The 16976-nt window shown below is 74.5% G+C and carries 19 protein-coding genes; 2 read left to right on the top strand and 17 right to left on the bottom strand.

Features of this window, described 5'->3' with window-relative positions:
• Positions 1-20: 20 nt before the first annotated feature.
• From AC24HA_RS06310 to glmS, 6 genes are read right to left on the bottom strand one after another with little or no spacing between them, the layout of a single operon-like run.
• Positions 21-872 (bottom strand): hypothetical protein, encoded by an 852-nt coding sequence (locus AC24HA_RS06310; RefSeq protein ID WP_425708299.1) that lies wholly within the window; start codon positions 870-872, stop codon positions 21-23.
• Positions 869-1456, bottom strand: coding sequence for a tRNA (adenosine(37)-N6)-threonylcarbamoyltransferase complex ATPase subunit type 1 TsaE (tsaE, locus tag AC24HA_RS06305; protein ID WP_425708300.1), 588 nt, complete (start codon positions 1454-1456; stop codon positions 869-871). The genes AC24HA_RS06310 and tsaE overlap by 4 nt, the downstream gene beginning before the upstream one ends.
• Positions 1453-2745, bottom strand: coding sequence for an alanine racemase (alr, locus tag AC24HA_RS06300; RefSeq protein WP_425708301.1), 1293 nt, complete (start codon positions 2743-2745; stop codon positions 1453-1455). The genes tsaE and alr overlap by 4 nt, the downstream gene beginning before the upstream one ends.
• 23 nt (positions 2746-2768) lie before the next feature.
• Positions 2769-4391, bottom strand: coding sequence for an NAD(P)H-hydrate epimerase (locus AC24HA_RS06295; RefSeq protein ID WP_425708302.1), 1623 nt, complete (start codon positions 4389-4391; stop codon positions 2769-2771).
• Complete coding sequence (locus tag AC24HA_RS06290) at positions 4391-4732, bottom strand: holo-ACP synthase (protein WP_425708303.1); 342 nt, start codon at positions 4730-4732, stop codon at positions 4391-4393. Before AC24HA_RS06290 ends, AC24HA_RS06295 begins: the two co-directional genes overlap by 1 nt.
• 26 nt (positions 4733-4758) lie before the next feature.
• The gene (gene glmS / locus AC24HA_RS06285; protein ID WP_425708304.1) at positions 4759-6612 is read right to left on the bottom strand and encodes a glutamine--fructose-6-phosphate transaminase (isomerizing); all 1854 of its coding nucleotides are present in this window, start codon (positions 6610-6612) and stop codon (positions 4759-4761) included.
• A 56-nt stretch (positions 6613-6668) separates the two neighbouring features.
• Here glmS and coaA point away from each other — a divergent pair, with 56 nt between their 5' ends.
• The gene (gene coaA, locus AC24HA_RS06280) at positions 6669-7646 is read left to right on the top strand and encodes a type I pantothenate kinase (protein WP_425708382.1); all 978 of its coding nucleotides are present in this window, start codon (positions 6669-6671) and stop codon (positions 7644-7646) included.
• 10 nt (positions 7647-7656) lie between these two features.
• On the opposite strand, the gene AC24HA_RS06275 is transcribed toward coaA, so the two are convergent.
• The 5 genes from AC24HA_RS06275 to AC24HA_RS06255 form a co-directional block, all read right to left on the bottom strand.
• Positions 7657-8451, bottom strand: a complete 795-nt coding sequence (locus AC24HA_RS06275; RefSeq protein ID WP_425708305.1) for a DedA family protein — start codon at positions 8449-8451, stop codon at positions 7657-7659.
• Between the two features lie 5 nt (positions 8452-8456).
• The gene (gene glmM, locus AC24HA_RS06270; RefSeq protein WP_425708306.1) at positions 8457-9821 is read right to left on the bottom strand and encodes a phosphoglucosamine mutase; all 1365 of its coding nucleotides are present in this window, start codon (positions 9819-9821) and stop codon (positions 8457-8459) included.
• 125 nt (positions 9822-9946) lie between these two features.
• On the bottom strand, positions 9947-10438 hold the full coding sequence (gene rpsI / locus AC24HA_RS06265) for a 30S ribosomal protein S9 (RefSeq protein ID WP_425708307.1): 492 nt from the start codon (positions 10436-10438) through the stop codon (positions 9947-9949).
• A gap of 29 nt (positions 10439-10467) precedes the next feature.
• Positions 10468-10926, bottom strand: a complete 459-nt coding sequence (rplM, locus tag AC24HA_RS06260; protein ID WP_425708308.1) for a 50S ribosomal protein L13 — start codon at positions 10924-10926, stop codon at positions 10468-10470.
• Between the two features lie 298 nt (positions 10927-11224).
• A complete protein-coding gene (locus tag AC24HA_RS06255; RefSeq protein WP_425708383.1) occupies positions 11225-12112 on the bottom strand; it encodes a tRNA pseudouridine synthase A in 888 nt (295 codons plus the stop codon).
• 291 nt (positions 12113-12403) lie between these two features.
• Here AC24HA_RS06255 and AC24HA_RS06250 point away from each other — a divergent pair, with 291 nt between their 5' ends.
• Complete coding sequence (locus AC24HA_RS06250; RefSeq protein WP_425708309.1) at positions 12404-12967, top strand: hypothetical protein; 564 nt, start codon at positions 12404-12406, stop codon at positions 12965-12967.
• 314 nt (positions 12968-13281) lie between these two features.
• Here the strand turns inward: AC24HA_RS06250 and rplQ are convergent, their stop codons facing one another.
• The 6 genes from rplQ to infA form a co-directional block, all read right to left on the bottom strand.
• A complete protein-coding gene (gene rplQ, locus AC24HA_RS06245) occupies positions 13282-13920 on the bottom strand; it encodes a 50S ribosomal protein L17 (RefSeq protein ID WP_425708310.1) in 639 nt (212 codons plus the stop codon).
• Between the two features lie 42 nt (positions 13921-13962).
• Positions 13963-14985: a DNA-directed RNA polymerase subunit alpha gene (locus AC24HA_RS06240; protein WP_425708311.1), complete on the bottom strand. Its 1023-nt coding sequence runs from the start codon at positions 14983-14985 to the stop codon at positions 13963-13965.
• A gap of 169 nt (positions 14986-15154) precedes the next feature.
• Positions 15155-15562: a 30S ribosomal protein S11 gene (gene rpsK, locus AC24HA_RS06235; protein ID WP_425708312.1), complete on the bottom strand. Its 408-nt coding sequence runs from the start codon at positions 15560-15562 to the stop codon at positions 15155-15157.
• Positions 15563-15640: 78 nt separating this feature from the next.
• Positions 15641-16015 (bottom strand): 30S ribosomal protein S13, encoded by a 375-nt coding sequence (gene rpsM, locus AC24HA_RS06230; protein ID WP_425708313.1) that lies wholly within the window; start codon positions 16013-16015, stop codon positions 15641-15643.
• A 147-nt stretch (positions 16016-16162) separates the two neighbouring features.
• Positions 16163-16276, bottom strand: a complete 114-nt coding sequence (gene rpmJ, locus AC24HA_RS06225) for a 50S ribosomal protein L36 (RefSeq protein ID WP_100421663.1) — start codon at positions 16274-16276, stop codon at positions 16163-16165.
• A gap of 79 nt (positions 16277-16355) precedes the next feature.
• A complete protein-coding gene (gene infA, locus AC24HA_RS06220; RefSeq protein WP_043501486.1) occupies positions 16356-16577 on the bottom strand; it encodes a translation initiation factor IF-1 in 222 nt (73 codons plus the stop codon).
• Positions 16578-16976 lie beyond the last annotated feature (399 nt).

Raw genomic sequence — 16976 nt, 5'->3', positions numbered from 1 at the left:
CGCCCCAGGGTAGGCGCGCGTCAGCCCCGGTGGCTCCACCTGCCCGGGCGGCCCTCGCGGAGCTCGGCGCGCACGCGGGCGCGCAGCCGATCCTTGGCCGGCCGGGGTACCGCCTCGTCGTCGTCCTCCGAGCCGCGCAGCCACACGGCGAGCCCGGCCGCGACGAGCACGCCGCCCACCACGACCGCGCCGACGACGACCACCCAGCGCACCGGGTCCCCCCGGTCCTCCGGCGTCGTGCCGACCGGCTCCGGGTCGAGGAGGAAGGGAAGGTACGCGGCGATGTCGGCGGAGCCGGCGAGCATGGCGCCCGCCCTGTCGTCCAGGGGCGCGACCCGCCCGTGCGCGTACGCGTACCAGGCCCCGGTCCGCGTGTCCTCGACGACGCCCACCTCGGGGTCGAGCGCAGCGAGGGCCGGCGCGAGCCCCGGCACGTCGCGGACCTCGCCGCCGTAGGTGCCGGTACCTGTCTCGAGGACGACGACGCCGACCGGCAGCTCGTCGAGGAGCACGGGCGCGACGGCGCGGGGGGTCGAGGTGACGACGGGGCCGGTGGCGTCCTGCGCCAGCAGCTCGCGGGTCCACGTGAGGACCGGTCGCGGCGTCCCGACGGTGACCTCCTCCCCCCGGTCCCCCACCACGTCGGCGAGCACGGTGGGCGCACCTGAGCGCGCGACCGCCTCGGCCTCGACCGTGAACCAGCGCTCGACGGTCATCGGGAGCGTGAGCAGACCGTCGAGCGCAGGGTCCGGCTCGCCCGGGGCGTCGGAGGCGGACTCCGTGGGCGACTCGGTCGCCGACTCCGCACCGGCCGGTCCTGCGAGGAGCCCCAGCAGGAGCAGGACGAGCAGGGCGACCGGCGCCCTGCTCACCGCGGGCCCGTCACGTCGGAGAGATCGACGCCGGCCCAGCGCGGGCCGTGCGCAGTGATCTCCACGAGCCGCGGCTCGTCGGTGTCGGCGAGCTCGTCCGCGTCGCCCGGTTGCTCGGCGGCGGCGCCTCCCGCCGTGTTCGTGCCGCCCGACGAGTTCATGCCGCCCGCCGTGCGCGTGTCGCCGACCGGCCGGGTGAGCACGACGTCCAGCCGGCTGTCCGCGAGCGGCTCGGCCGTGCCCCCGCCCCACTCGACGACGGTGACCGACTCCTCCAGGGAGCTGTCGAGGTCGAGCGCGTCGAGCTCGCCGGCTCCGCCGAGCCGGTAGGCGTCGACGTGGACGAGGCCGGGACCGTCGCCGAGCGGCGGGTGCTCGCGCGCGATGACGAAGGTCGGGGAGGCGATGGTGCCGCGGACGCCGAGGGCGGCGCCGAGACCCTGGACGAACGTGGTCTTGCCCGCGCCGAGCGGCCCGCTGAGCACGAGGAGGTCCCCCGCACGCAGGTGCGCGGCGAGGCGGCCGGCGAGTGCCCTGGTGTCGTCCGTCGTCGGCGCGTCGGCGCTCCAGGTCCGTGGCGTCATCGCGGGCTCACCTCACCGTGGGTCCCGGCGGCGTCGTCGACGCCCCGGGTGGCGCCCACGTGGACGCGGGGGACGCGGACACCGACGGAGGTGAGCGTCTCGTAGGCGATCGTCCCCGAGGCGAGCGCCCACTCCCAGGCGGAGGGCTCCCCACGGGCCGGGTCGCCGAAGAGGACGACCTCGTCCCCCGGCCGGTCCGTCGCGCCCGGTCCGAGGTCCACGACGACCTGGTCCATGCTCACCCGGCCGACCTGGTTCACCCGACGTCCGGCGACGCTCAGGGCCACCTGGTTCGACGCGGCCCGCGGCACGCCGTCCGCGTAGCCGAGCGGCACGAGGCCGAGCACCGTGTCCCGCTCCGTCCGGGCGGTGTGCCCGTAACCGACGGGCGTCCCCTCCGGCGACTCGCGCGTGAGGACCAGGCGCCCGCTCACGGTCATCGCCGGACGCAGGTCGTGGTCCGCGGCCGGGATGACGTCCTCGGCCGGCGAGACGCCGTACAGCGCGATGCCCGGACGGATCATGTCCAGGTGCGTCGCCGGGTGCAGCAGCACGCCGGACGAGGCGGCCAGGTGCAGCGGGCCCGGGTCGACGCCGGCGGACCTCAGGCGGCCGACGAGCTCGAGGAACAGGGCGGTCTGCCGCTCGGTCGTGCCGCTCGCCGGCTCGTCAGCGCTAGCGAGGTGGGAGAAGGTCGAGCCGACGCGGAGCGCCCCCTCGGCGACCGCCGGGCCGAGCCGGGCGGCGAGGTCGTCGACCTGGGCGGGCGCGTAGCCGTTCCGGGCCATGCCGGTGTCGAGCTTGAGATGGACCGTCGCGACCCGGCCGGTGGCCCGCACGGCGGCGAGGAGCTCGTCGAGCATCCAGGGGGCGCTGATCCCGATCTCGATGTCGGCGTCGAGCGCGTCGGCCAGCGGGGCCCCGGGGGCGTAGAGCCAGGCGAGGATGCGTCCGCGGCCGCCCAGGCCGGCGCGCAGGGTGAGCGCCTCGGCGAGCTGGGCGACGCCGAGCAGCGTCGCCCCGGAGCGGAGCATCGTGCGGGCGACCGGCAGGAGGCCGTGACCGTAGGCGTCGGCCTTGACGACGGTGAGCGCGTCGGCGCCGCGGGCCCGGTCCCGGAGCACGCGGAGGTTGTGCGCGAGGGCCTCGTGGTCGACCCGCGCGGTCGCGGGCCAGCCGGCCGTCGCCGCCCCCGCCGCGTCGCTGCCGCGCGCTTCCGTGCCGCGCTCGTCCGGGCCGGGCGCGTCCGCTCCCGGCCCCGCGGCGGACGGCACCTGCTCGTTCGTCACCGCGACAGTGTGCCAGGCGGCGTTCACCGCAGGCCGAACCGGCTGAGCAGCCCGCGCCCGCCGGCGTCGATCTCGTTGTCCGCCGCCGGGTCCCGGCCGGCCACGAGGTCGGCGACGACGCCCGGGAGGGCCGCCGCGACGTCCCCGGCGACGATCGGCCGGCCCGGCGCGGGACCGGCGGCCCGCAGGCCGGCGGTGCCGTGGAGGTGGGCGGCCGCGACGGCGACGTCGGCGAGCTCGGCGGGGGCGAGCGTCCTGCCGTCGCTCTCCGCACGGGCGGCGGCCGTGGCGAGGAGGGCGCCGAGGACGCCGGCGAGGACGTCGCCCGAGCCTGCGGTGGCGAGCCAGGGCACGCCGGCCGAGGCGACCCGCAGCGGGCCGCCTCCGGCGACGACGGTCCGGGCGCCCTTGAGCAGCACGACCGCACCGGTCGCCGCGGCGATCTCGGTCGCAGCGGCGGCCGGCGCCTCCTCGACCTCCGCGCGAGGCACGTCCCCGCCGCGCAGGGTGCCCAGCAGGCGCGCGGCCTCGCCGGCGTGCGGCGTGAGGACCAGCGGCACGGCCGGCGGCTCCTCCCCGCCCGGCTGCGCGACGATCTCGGGCACGAGGGGCAGCGCCCCGGCGTCGACCACGGCAGGCGTTCCGTCACCCAGCGCCCGCTCGAGCGCCGGCGCGAGGGCGTCGCGGTCCGTCCCGGAGTCGGTGCCCGGCCCCACGACGAGTGCCTGGACGCGCCCGTCGACGCCCACGACCTCCGGGTGCGCGGCGAGCACGAGGTCGGTCGCGCGGCGGCCGGCGAGGAGCCGGATCATGCCCACGCCGGTGCGCAGCGCTCCCGCGACCGTGAGCACGGCGGCGCCGGGGAAGGCCTCGGAGCCTGCGACGACGCCGAGCACGCCGCGGGAGTACTTGTCGTCGTCCCAGGCGGGCGGGCGCACGCAACGCGCGACGTCCCTCCACTCCGGGGCCAGGACGTGCGGGACGCCGGTCGGGGGCACGCCGATGTCGGCGACCTCGACGCGGCCGGCCCGGCCGGCGGCGGGTGGGAGCAGCAGCGCGGGCTTGGCGGCGATCATCGTCACGGTGACGTCGGCGTGCAGCACGGGTCCGGGCAGCGTCGCGTCGTCGACGCCGACCCCGGACGGCACGTCGATCGCGACGACCGGTCGCCTGGGGGCCGCCAGCACGGCCTCGGCGACGGCGAGCGCCGGCCCGCGCAGCCCGCCCGTCGCCCCGGTGCCGACCATCCCGTCGACGACGAGCTCGGCCCAGCCTGCGAGGCCGGCGAGGTCGCCGGCCACGCGGGCGTCCGGCAGGTCCGCGCCGGGAGCGGCCTGGACGTCGACGCCCGCGGTGCGCGCCGCGTAGAGGCCCGGCGGGTGCGCGGAGGCGGACACGGCGAGGGCGACGACCGCGACCCCCTTGGCGGCCAGCCGGGCGGCGGCGAGCAGGGCGTCGCCGCCGTTGGCGCCCGAGCCCACGAGGACCAGGACCCGCGATCCGGTGAGGTCCTTCCGGGTGGTGCGCAGCTCGGCCTCCACGGCGGCGGCGACGGCCCCGGCGGCCCGCTCCATCAGCGGCACGCCGGCCGCAAGGTGCGGCTCCTCGAGCGCGCGGACGGCCGCGGCGGTCAGTGCGACGCGCATCAGTTCCCTTCCCCGATCGCCACCGCTGCGGCGATACCGGCGTCGTGCGAGATCGACAGGTGCCAGGTGACGATCCCGAGCTCGGCGGCGCGCGCCGCCACGGTGCCCCGGATCTCCACGAGCGGCGCCCCGCCCGTGACCCGCCGTACGGTGCAGTCGTGCCACCGCATGCCCCTCGGCGCACCGAGCGCCTTGGCGATGGCCTCCTTCGCCGCGAACCGCGCGGCCAGCGAGGCGGGCGGCATGTCGCGCTCGTCGGGCGTGAAAAGCCGCGTCAGCAACCGCGGGGAGCGCTCGAGCGCCGCCGTGAACCGGTCCACGGAGCACACGTCGATCCCCACGGAGCGCACCGCCACCGCGCGCCCCGCTACTCGACCGTGACGGACTTGGCGAGGTTGCGCGGCTGGTCGACGTCGAGGCCCTTCGCCGCGGCCACCTCGGACGCGAAGATCTGCAGCGGCACGGTGGTCACCAGCGGCATCATGAGGGTCGGCGTCCGGGGCACCCGGATGACGTGCTCCGCGACCTCCTCGACCGCGGTGTCCCCCTCCTCGGCGACGACGATCGTCAGCGCGCCGCGGGCGCGCACCTCCTGGATGTTGGACAGGACCTTCTGGTGCAGGACCGGACGCCGGGGGGTGGGCACGACGACGAACACGGGCTGGCCGGGCTCGACGAGCGCGATCGGCCCGTGCTTGAGCTCGCCGGCCGCGAAGCCCTCGGCGTGGATGTAGGCGAGCTCCTTGAGCTTGAGCGCCCCCTCGAGCGCGACCGGGAACCCGACGTGGCGGCCGAGGAAGAGCACCGACCGGGTGTCCGCCATCGAGCGGGCGAGCTCGCGGACCCGGCCCTCCTCCTTCTCGAGCACGTCCGCGATCTTGTCCGGCATCGCGGCGAGCTCCTCGAGGTAGCCCGCGACCTCCTCGGGGTACTTGTTGCCCCGCAGCTGGGAGAGGTAGAGGCCGAGCAGGTAGCAGGCCGTGATCTGGGCGAGGAACGCCTTCGTCGACGCCACCGCGATCTCGGGGCCGGCGTGCGTGTAGAGCACCGCGTCCGCCTCGCGGGCGATCGTGGACCCGAACGTGTTGACGATCGCCAGGACCTTCGAGCCCTGCTCGCGCGCGTGGCGCACGGCCATGAGGGTGTCCATGGTCTCCCCGGACTGGGAGATCGCGACGACGAGGGTGCGCTCGGTGACCACCGGGTCGCGGTAGCGGAACTCGCTGGCGAGCTCGACCTCGCACGGGATGCGGCACCAGTGCTCGATCGCGTACTTGGCGACGTGGCCCGAGTAGGCGGCCGTGCCGCAGGCGATGATGATGACCTTGTCGACGGTGCGCAGGACCGACTCCTCGATCCGCATCTCGTTGAGGACCAGGCGGCCCTCCTCGTCGCGGCGGCCGAGCAGCGTGTCCCGCACGGCGGCCGGCTGGTCGTGGATCTCCTTGTCCATGAAGGTCGGGAACCCGCCCTTGACGGCGGCCGCGGCGTCCCAGTCCACCGTGTAGCGGCGGCCCTGCGCCGGGGTGCCGTCGAAACCGACGACGTCGACCGAGTCGGGCGTGATCGTCACGACCTGGTCCTCGCCGAGCTCGAGCGCCTCCTTGGTGCCGGAGATGAACGCGGACACGTCCGAGCCGAGGAAGTTCTCGCCCTCCCCGAGGCCGACGACCAACGGGGAGGACCGGCGCGCGCCCACGATCGTGCCGGGCTGGTCGCGGTGCTGGGCGAGGATCGTGAACGCGCCCTCGAGGCGACCGACGACGGCGAGCAGCGCGGCCGTGAGGTCGCCCTCGTAGGCGTCGGCGAGCAGGTGGGCGACGACCTCCGTGTCGGTCTCGGAGCTCATCGTCACGCCGGCCTCGAGGAGCTCGCGACGCAGCGGGGCGAAGTTCTCGATGATGCCGTTGTGGATGACGGCGACCGCGCCGGCGCCCCCGACGTGCGGGTGCGCGTTGCCGTCCGTCGGCCCGCCGTGCGTCGCCCACCGCGTGTGCCCCAGCGAGGCCACCGCGTCCGGCACCGGATCCTGCTCGATCGCGTCCCTGAGGTTCTGCAGCTTCCCCGCGCGCTTGCGCACCACGATCTCGGACCCCGTGTGCAGGGCGATCCCCGCGGAGTCGTAGCCGCGGTACTCGAGCCTCGCGAGACCGTCCATCGCGATCTCGAGCGGACGGGCGGACGGGACGTTCGGGCCGACGTAGCCGACGATTCCACACATGGGAGCGAGGATAACCGCCGAGCCGGTGGCAGGATGTCCGGGTGTCAGAGGATCACCTGAGAACCGACCACGGATCCCGGAACGGCGCCGCTCACGAGCGCCACCTCACCCCCTACACCGAGCTCGACCGGGAGTCCTGGTCGCGCCTGGCCGAGACCACGCCGCTGCCGCTGACCGACGCCGACGTCGTCAACCTGCGCGGCCTGGGCGACCCGCTGGACCTCTCCGAGGTCGACGTCGTCTACCGGCCGTTGTCCGCGCTGCTGCAGCAGTACGTGGCGGCGACCGACCACCTGCACGCCGGCACCGAGCACTTCCTCGGCGGCAGCTACACCCGCACGCCGTTCGTCATCGGCGTGGCGGGCTCGGTGGCCGTGGGCAAGTCCTCCACCTCGCGGCTGCTGCGCGAGCTGCTCAGGCGCTGGCCCCAGACGCCCCGGGTCGAGCTCGTGACGACCGACGGCTTCCTGCTGCCCAACGCCGAGCTCGAGCGGCGCGGGCTCCTCGGGCGCAAGGGCTTCCCCGAGTCCTACGACCGGCGCGCGCTCCTGCGTTTCATGGCCTCCGTCAAGGCGGGCGCGCGGTCGGCGTCGACGCCCGTCTACGACCACGTGACGTACGACATCGTGCCCGGCGAGCAGAAGGTCGTCCGCCACCCCGACATCCTCATCGTCGAGGGGCTCAACGTCCTTCAGCCCGCGCGACCTGCCGCCGACCGCTCCTCCATGCTCGCGGTGAGCGACTTCTTCGACTTCTCGATCTACGTGGACGCCCGGACAGCGGACGTGCGGCGCTGGTACATCGACCGGTTCCTCAAGCTGCGCTCGACCGCGTTCTCGGTCCCGGACTCCTACTTCCGGCGCTACGCCGACCTCGACGACGAGGAGGGCGCGGCGACCGCGTCCCACATCTGGGAGACCATCAACGCCCCGAACCTCGAGCAGAACATCCTGCCCACCCGCAGCCGCGCCAAGCTCGTCATCACCAAGGACGGCGAGCACCGGATGCACCGCATGCTCCTGCGCAAGCTCTGACGCGCCGGCGCTACGCCACCCGGCCCTGATCGTCGGCGGACGCGTCATCGCCCGCGGACGCGTCGTCGCCCGCGGACGCGTCGTCGCAGGCGGCCGCGTCGTCGCCGGTGGCTGCGTCCCCGTCGGTACCGGCCCCCGCGGGCAGATCGTCGGCGTCGCCCTCGTCCTCGGGGATCCCCAGGTCGGGCAGGAACCGTCCCTGCGCCCAGCCGAGGAGCCGCTCGAGCGCCAGGCCGAGCAGGACCCCGCCGACGACGCCGACGACCACGCCGAGGAGCGGGTGGTCCTTGAGTGCCGCCCCGGCCCCGAAACCCAGGCCGACCGTGTAGGTCGCCCACACGACCGCGGCGATGCCGGCCAGCACGGTGAACCTCGTGCGCGGGTAGTCCACCGCTCCGGCCGTCATGTTGACGGCCACCCGGCCGAACGGGAGGAAGCGCGCGGCGAGGATGAGAGAGGCCCCCCGGCGTCCCAGCGCGCGCCGTGCGCCGGCTACCGCCCGCCTCCCCTGCGTGCCGTTGAGCACCGGGATGCGCGCGAGCGGGATCTTGCTACCGATCCAGTACGCGATCTTGTCGCCGATGAACGCCCCGGCCGCGGCGACGGGCCAGAGGAAGTAGATGTGCGGTCCCTCCCCCGCGGCCGTGAGTGCCGCGGCCGAGATGACGACGCTCTCGCTGGGTGCCGCCGGGAAGAAGCCGTCGACGATGCAGCCCACCAGGACGATGAGCAGCACCCACGGCGAGGACGCGAGGTCGACCATCCACGTCTGGACGGCGTCGACGAGCTCGAGCACCTCGCCCATGGCGGTCAGGCGGGCAGCGCGAGCCGGTCGGCGACGACGGCGGCGAGCGCCTCCGCCTCCCGGCGCGCCTCGTCCTCGGTGCCGGCCTCCACCATGACGCGCACGACCGGCTCGGTGCCGGACGGGCGCAGGAGGACGCGGCCCCCGCCGCCGAGGCGCCCCTCGGAGGCGGCGACGGCCGCGGCCAGGCCCTCGTCGGTGGCCGCTGCGGCCCGGTCGACGCCCTTGACGTTGAGCAGCACCTGCGGCAGGCGCGGGACGACGGCGGCGAGGTCGGCGAGCGTGCGGCCCGTCTGGACGACGCGCGCGGCCAGGAGCAGCGCGGTGAGCACGCCGTCGCCGGTCGAGGCGTGCGACGCGGCGATGACGTGACCGGACTGCTCGCCGCCGAGGACGAAGCCGCCGGCGCGCATGGCCTCGAGCACGTAGCGGTCGCCCACGCCGGTCTGCACCGTCGCGATGCCCGCGCGGTCCATGGCCTGCAGGAGCCCCAGGTTGGACATCACGGTGACGACGAGCGTGTCGTGCGCGAGCTCGCCCCGCTCGTGCAGGTCGGTCGCGAGGATCCCCATGATCTGGTCGCCGTCCACGAGCGTGCCGGTGGCGTCGACGGCGAGGCACCGGTCGGCGTCGCCGTCGAACGCGACGCCGAACGCGGCGCCCGCGGCCACCGTCACGGCCTGGAGCTGCTCGGGGTGGGTCGACCCGCAGGCGTCGTTGATGTTGTACCCGTCCGGGGAGGCGTTGAGCACGACGACGTCGGCCCCCGCCTCGCGCAGGGCCGCCGGAGCGATGTCGGAGGCGGCGCCGTTCGCGCAGTCCACGGCGACGCGCAGGCCGGCCAGGGGCGTGCCGGAGATCGCGCCGACGAGGTGCTCGACGTAGGTGGAGCCGGCCGTGACGGCGCCGGAGCCGAGCCGGCCCAGGCCGTCGCCGACGGGCGCGACGAAGTCGGTGCCCAGGAGGGCCTCGAGGCGGTCCTCGACGGCGTCGTCGAGCTTGAAGCCGCCGCGGGCGAAGAACTTGATGCCGTTGTCGGGCATCGCGTTGTGCGAGGCGGAGATGACGACGCCGAGATCGACGTCGGAGGTCGCGGTGAGGTGGGCGATCCCCGGGGTGGGCAGCACACCCACGTCGTCGACGTCGACACCCGCCGAGGCGAGGCCCGCGCACATCGCGGCCGACAGCATCTCGCCGGACACGCGCGTGTCCCGGCCCACGATCGCCCGGGGCCGGTCGCCGGTGCCGTGCGCGGCCCCCGACGCGACCAGCTCGCGTGCGGCGGCGACGCCGAGCTCGAGCGCCAGGCTCGCGGTGATGTCCCGGTTCGCGAGCCCGCGAACCCCGTCCGTGCCGAACAGGCGTGCCATCCGGTTCCCTTCCTCGATCTCGGTCCGCACCCAGCCTGCCAGGCCGGGGCGCTGCGCACTGGCGCGCCCGCGCGGATGTGACGACGGCCCCGTCCCTTGCCGGGACGGGGCCGTCGACGAGGCGATCAGCGCTTGGAGTACTGCGGCGCCTTGCGGGCCTTCTTCAGACCCGCCTTCTTGCGCTCGATGGCGCGGGCGTCGCGGGTGAGGAAGCCGGCCTTCTTCAGCTCGGCACGGTTCGCGTCGCGGTCGATGACGTTGAGCGCCCGGGCGACGCCGAGGCGCAGCGCGCCGGCCTGGCCGGACACGCCGCCGCCGGCGATGCGGGCGACGACGTCGAACCGGCCGTCGAGGTCGAGCAGCGTGAACGGCGAGCGCGCGAGCTGCTGGTGCAGCTTGTTCGGGAAGTACTCCTCGAGCGTGCGGCCGTTGATCGTCCACTCACCGGTGCCGGGGACGAGCCGGACGCGGGCGACGGCCTCCTTGCGGCGGCCCAGGGCCTGACCGGGGGCGGTGATCGAGGCGCCGGCACCCTCGGGGGCCGACTCGCTCTCTGACGTGTAGGTGGCGGGCGCGTCGTCTGCGTCGACGTCGAACTCGGTGGTGGGCTCGGCCACGGTTCTCCTCGTGGGTCTCGGTGGTGGGCTCAGGCCTTGGCGGGCTGCTGAGCGACCTGGTCAATGACGAACGGCTGCGGCTGCTGGGCCGCGTGCGGGTGCTCGGGGCCCGCGTAGATCTTGAGCTTGTCGAGCTGCTGACGACCCAGGGTCGTCCTCGGCAGCATCCCGCGCACGGCGCGCTCGACGGCGCGCGTCGGGTGCTTGGCCAGCATCTCCACGTACGTCGTCGACTTGAGCCCGCCCGGGAACCCGGAGTGGGTGTAGGTCTTCTTGTCCGCCAGCTTGGCGCCGGTCAGGGCGACCTTGTCCGCGTTGACCACGACGACGAAGTCGCCGCCGTCGACGTGCGGGGCGAAGGTCGGCTTGTGCTTCCCACGGAGCAGGGTGGCGACCTGGCTGGCCAGGCGGCCCAGGACCACGTCGGTGGCGTCGATGACGTGCCACTGCCGCGTGACGTCGCCGGGCTTGGGTGTGTACGTGCGCACGGGCGTATGCCTCACTACTACTGTCGGCGTTCTTGACGAACGGGTGCGGCGCTCGTGGGCGCCACCACCAATGGTCGGTTGCTTCGTGCCGTGGTCATCCTCGGCGCGACTCCGGCGAGTGGGAGGCACCGGGCGCACGAGGGACGTACGACGACTCCCCAGGGTAGCCCACGCGGCCGGGTCGCGGGAGGTCCCGCCGTCGATCGCGCTCGTGACGGTGGCCACGGCGCGCTCAGGACGGCGTGCCGTCGGTGTCGTGCGTGCGGCCCGTGCCCACCGACGGTGCGGTCGGACCCCGTCAGGGCGACGCCTCGTCCTCGTCGAGCGTGCGGACGCGTCGCGCGGCCCGGGCCCGCTCGGAGAGGAGCTCGTCCGCGGGGTAGCCGACCCCCTCGAGCGTGAGCCCGTGGGCGGGCGCGACGTCGACGCCGGCGGTCCGGCTCCGCAGCGCGAGCGCCTCCGCCGGCCAGGTCACCGGCCGCCTCCCCTCGCCCACGGCCAGCAGGGCGCCGGCGAGCGATCGGACCATCGAGTGGCAGAAGGCGTCGGCGCGCACGGTGAGGACGACGAGCCCGGCGTCCGGGCCGGCGTCCGCCCGCTCCACGGCGAGTGACTCGAGGGTGCGGATCGTCGTCGCCCCCTCCCGGGGCCGGCAGAACGACAGGAAGTCGTGCTCGCCGACGAGGCCGGCGGCCGCCCGTCCCATCGCTGCGCCGTCGAGGGCGCGCGGGTGCCACAGGACGGCGCCACGGCGCACGGGGTCCCGCGTGGCGACGCTGTCGCTCACCCGGTAGGCGTAGCGCCGCCAGGTGGCCGAGAAGCGCGCGTCGAAGCCCGGCGGGGCGGGGCGCACGCCGTGCACGACGACGTCGCTCGCCCCTCGCGGGCCGCTCGCCGAGCGCGCGAGCACCCCCGCGAGCCGCGTGCGGAGCGCGTCCGCGGGGTCCCGGTCCGTCCGGCCCGGCACCGCCGCCCATGCCTCCGCCGGCACGTCGACGTGCGCGACCTGGTGGTGCGCGTGCACGCCTGCGTCGGTGCGGCCGGCGACGGTGAGACGCAGCCCGGGCACGCGCAGGACGGTCGTCAGAGCCGCGGTGAGCTCACCCTCGACGGTGCGCAGGGCGGGCTGCGCGGCCCAGCCGGAGAAGGCGGTGCCGTCGTAGGCGAGGTCGAGCCGGACGCGCAGGGTCTCCGCGGCGTGCCGCCAGGCGGCCCCGGCGGCCCCGACGGCCCCAACGGCCCCGACGGCCCCGACGGCCCGCGAAGCGTCCACGCCGGCACCCGGAGCGTCCCGCACGGCGTCCGCGGGCTCGGCGCCGGTCCCGTCGTCTCGCACCCGTGCAGGGTAGTCCGGCCCGCACGCGGTGATGAGGGGACCTTCACGTCGCTCTCCCGGCCTTCACCTCTGCGCCCGGCACGGTGTGGTCATCGAGGAAGTCCCCATCCCCCCGGATGGCGTACCAAGGAGAGAGAGACCATGAGCAAGAAGCTGTGGATCACCACCGGCACCCTGTCGGCCGTCGCCATCATCGCGGGCGGATCGCTCGCCGTCGCGGACGACCGGGACGACCACCCCGCCGACCGCACGACGACCCAGCGCCAGACCGTCTCCGGACCGTCGCCGGCCTCGGCCGCGTCGACGGACTCGGCCGCGTCCATCGACTCGGCCCCGTCGGCACCACGGGTGGAACTGGTCGGACCCGGGCGGTTCGCCCTCCCCGACTCCGCCTACAGCACCCGGACAGCGGTGAGCGCCCCGAGCCAGGCGTCCGCGGTCTCGGCGGCGAGCGCAGCATCGGCGCCGTCGCCCGCGTCCGGCCCGTCGCCCGCCTCCGCCCCGTCGGCGCCCTCCCCGGCACCCGCGCCGCGTCAGCAGGCACCCGCGGCTCCGGCCCCTGCACCCGCCCCGGCCCCTGCACCGGCCCCTGCACCCCGCCAGGCGCCCGTCTCGGCCGACTCGGGCTGGTCGGCGGACTCCCCGGCCTCGGCGCCCAGCGCGGACTCCGGCGCCTCGGCGCCGAGCGCCGACTCCGGGGACTGACCCCGCTCGCGGCCAGGGGGCCACGAGCGGACGGCGTCCCGGAAGCGTGCGAGCCCGGGGCGCCTCCGTCCGGCGACGACGGTTCCTGAGGGGGTCCCGTCCACGCGGGGACGGACGACGGCCGCGGTGCGACGGCACCGCGGCCGTCGGCGTCCCGAACGGTGGGACGCCCTGCCGGTGGTCCGCCGCTCCCCCACCGGCCCGGTCCACGGACGCACCGCCGACGCGTTGATCCACCGGCGTGCCGACGCACGAACGCCGGAGGGCGGACCACCCGTGGTGGTCCGCCCTCCGGCGTTGCTACGTGCCCGGCGTCAGGCCTTGTCGGCCTCGTCCGCGCCGGCCTCCTCGGCGGCGTCGCTCGACGCGTCCGCCTCGTCCGCGGCGGGTGCCTCGTCCGCGGCGGGTGCCTCGTCCGCGGCGGGTGCCTCGGTCGCCTCGTCCGCGGCGGGCGCCTCGGTCTCGACGTCCTCGACGTCGGCGGTGGCGCCCGCGTCCTCGGCGATCGGCTCGGCGGAGGTGGGGGCCTCGGCCGCCGGCGCGCTGCGCTGCGTGGCCTTGGTGGCCTCCTTGACGACGGCCTGCTTCGGCGAGACGGGCTCGAGGACGAGCTCGATCACGGCCATGGGGGCGTTGTCGCCCTTGCGGTTGCCGACCTTCGTGATGCGCGTGTAGCCGCCGTTGCGCTCCGCCATCTTCGGGGCGGTCTCGGCGAACAGGCCGTGGACGACGTTCTTGTCCGAGAGGTGACGCAGCACCCGCCGGCGCGAGGCCAGGTCGCCGCGCTTGGCGAACTGGACGAGGCGCTCGGCGAGCGGCTGGACGCGCTTGGCGCGCACGACCGTGGTGGTGATGCTGCCGTGCTCGAACAGGGACTGCGCGAGGTTGTTGAGCATGTGGCGCTCGTGCGACGGGCTACCACCCAGACGCGGACCCTTGGCGGGCTTGGGCATGATGACTCCTTGGGTGAATACGGTGCGCGATAGGTGGTGGGATCAGGCGGGGTTCTCGGCGGAGAACCGGATGTCCCCGAAGTCGTCGTCCACCTCGGTGCCGCGGTGCTGGGCCAGGTCGAAGCCCGCCGGGCTGTCCTTGAGACCGAGGCCGAGCGTCTGCAGCTTCTCCTTGATCTCGTCGATCGACTTCGCACCGAAGTTGCGGATGTCGAGGAGGTCCGCCTCCGAGCGGGCGACGAGCTCGCCGACGGAGTGGATGCCCTCACGCTTGAGGCAGTTGTACGAGCGGGAGAGCAGGCCGAGCTCCTCGATCGGGAGGGCCAGGTCCTGGGCCAGCTCGGTGTCCATCGCCGACGGACCGATCTCGATGCCCTCGGCCTCGACGTTGAGCTCGCGCGCGAGCCCGAAGAGCTCGACGAGCGTCTTGCCGGCCGAGGCCAGCGCGTCACGGGGGGTGATCGCGCTCTTCGTCTCGACGTCGACGACGAGCTTGTCGAAGTCCGTGCGCTGCTCGACACGGGTGGCCTCGACCTTGTAGCTGACCTTGAGGACGGGCGAGTAGATCGAGTCCACCGGGATGCGACCGATCTCGGCGTCGACCGACTTGTTCTGCTGGGCGGAGACGTAGCCACGGCCGCGCTCGACCGTCAGCTCGATCTCGAGCTTGCCCTTCGCGTTGAGCGTGGCGATGTGCAGGTCGGGGTTGTGGACCTCGACGCCGGCGGGCGGCGTGATGTCCTCGGCCGTCACCGAGCCGGAGCCCTGCTTGCGCAGGTACATGACGACGGGCTCGTCGTTCTCGGAGGAGACGACGAGGTTCTTGATGTTGAGGATGATCTCGGAGACGTCCTCCTTGACCCCGGGCACGGTGGAGAACTCGTGCAGCACGCCGTCGATGCGGATCGAGGTGACGGCTGCACCGGGGATGGAGGACAGGAGCGTGCGGCGCATCGAGTTGCCGAGCGTGTAGCCGAAGCCCGGCTCGAGCGGCTCGATGACGAAGCGCGAACGCTGGTCGTCGACGACCTCTTCGGTGAGAACGGGGCGCTGTGCGATGAGCACGGTCGATCATTCCTTTCGGCGGGCATCCGCTATATGACGCCTCGCAGGCCGCGCGGACTCTGTCCGTCCGCGCGGGTCGTGCAGGGGCCCGCCCGTGGGCGGGGCGACCCCGGTCCCGACGGGCGCCACGCGCGGTGCGCGGGTGCCGACGGGGCCGGGGCGGGAGGTCTCAGACCCGGCGTCGCTTGGGCGGCCGGCAGCCGTTGTGGGCCTGCGGCGTCACGTCCTGGATCGAGCCGACCTCGAGGCCGGTCGCCGTCAGCGAACGGATCGCGGTCTCGCGGCCCGAGCCGGGGCCCTTGACGAAGACGTCGACCTTCTTCATGCCGTGCTCCTGGGCGCGGCGGGCGGCCGCCTCGGCCGCGAGCTGCGCCGCGAACGGCGTGGACTTGCGGGAGCCCTTGAAGCCGACCTGGCCGGACGAGGCCCAGGCGATGACCGCACCGGACGGGTCCGTGATGGAGACGATCGTGTTGTTGAACGTCGACTTGATGAAGGCGTTGCCGGCGGAGACGTTCTTCCGCTCCTTGCGACGCGGACGGCGGGCGGCCGTCGAGGTACGAGCCTTGGGAGGCATGGGGTCTGTCCGTTCTCGCGAGGGTGTGGGTTGATCGGTGCGGCGCTCACACCGCGTGGCGGGCGCCGGCGGATGTGGCTACTTGGTCTTCTTCTTGCCGGCCACGGTCTTCTTCGGGCCCTTGCGGGTGCGCGCGTTCGTCTTGGTGCGCTGACCGCGGACGGGAAGACCGCGACGGTGGCGGATGCCCTGGTAGCTCCCGATCTCGACCTTGCGACGGATGTCGGCGGCGATCTCGCGCCGCAGGTCACCCTCGATCTGATAGTTGCCCTCGATGTGGTCGCGCAGTGCGACGAGGTCGGCGTCGGTCATGTCCTTGACCCGCAGGTCCGGGCTGATGCCGGTCGCCTCGAGGGTCTTGGCCGCACGGGTGCGGCCGACGCCGTAGATGTAGGTGAGCGCCACTTCGAGCCGCTTCTCGCGGGGAAGATCGACGCCGGAAAGACGTGCCAACTCGGGTCTCCTCGATCCGGTCCGGAGGTCCGATCACCCCGACCTCCCGCCTTGTGCGGGCCCCGGCCTCCGGACCAGGGGTGGCACGCGCGCCGCGCGTGCTGTCGGAATGTCGCCGACCGGGTCGCCCGGTCGACTTCCAGGGGTTCAGCCCTGGCGCTGCTTGTGGCGAAGGTTGTCGCAGATGACCATGACGCGACCGTGGCGACGGATCACCTTGCAGTTGTCGCAGATCTTCTTGACGCTGGGCTTGACCTTCATGGTGGTGTGTCCTTCATCGTCGCTCGCCCGCCGGCCCGGGACGGGCTCGGGCGGCGTCGACGCTCGAGATGTGGATGGGTTACTTGTAGCGGTAGACGATGCGGCCGCGGGTGAGGTCGTACGGGCTGAGCTCGACCACGACCCGGTCCTCGGGAAGGATCCGGATGTAGTGCTGACGCATCTTGCCCGAGATGTGAGCCAGCACCTTGTGCCCGTTGCTCAGCTCAACCCGGAACATCGCGTTCGGGAGTGCCTCGACGACACTGCCCTCGATCTCGATGACCCCGTCCTTCTTCGCCATGCTCTCCGCTCACGTCGTGGGTGGTGCTCCGACCGCGCCGTGCGGTCGCTCAGCCGTGCCGAGACACAGCCATGCCCAGCGGGCCACTTTACGCCATGGCGCCTCGTCGCGGAACCGGGCGTCTCGGTGAGCCAGCGCACGTGCCGAGCTCGGGTGGGGCGAGATGGGCCCGACGGGCGCGCCGCCCCGGTCCCCCGCACGGGGGTGAGGGCGCGTGCGCGCCCCCACCCCCTGGACGTCGCGGCCGGACCCGGCCCCCGCCGTGCCCGCCCCTGACGTCCGCGCACGGTTGCCGGGCCCTTCCCTTCCCCGCATCCGCAGCTGTGCGCCGGCCGGGCGTGGCCCGGCCGGGGCCCGTGACCAGCTCGATCGGATGCGCCGCGCCGTGAGGCGCCCGGG

The organism is Georgenia sp. Z1491 (assembly GCF_057652395.1).
Note: the sequence above shows the minus strand (reverse complement) of the source record. Positions and strands in the feature narration are given on the sequence as shown.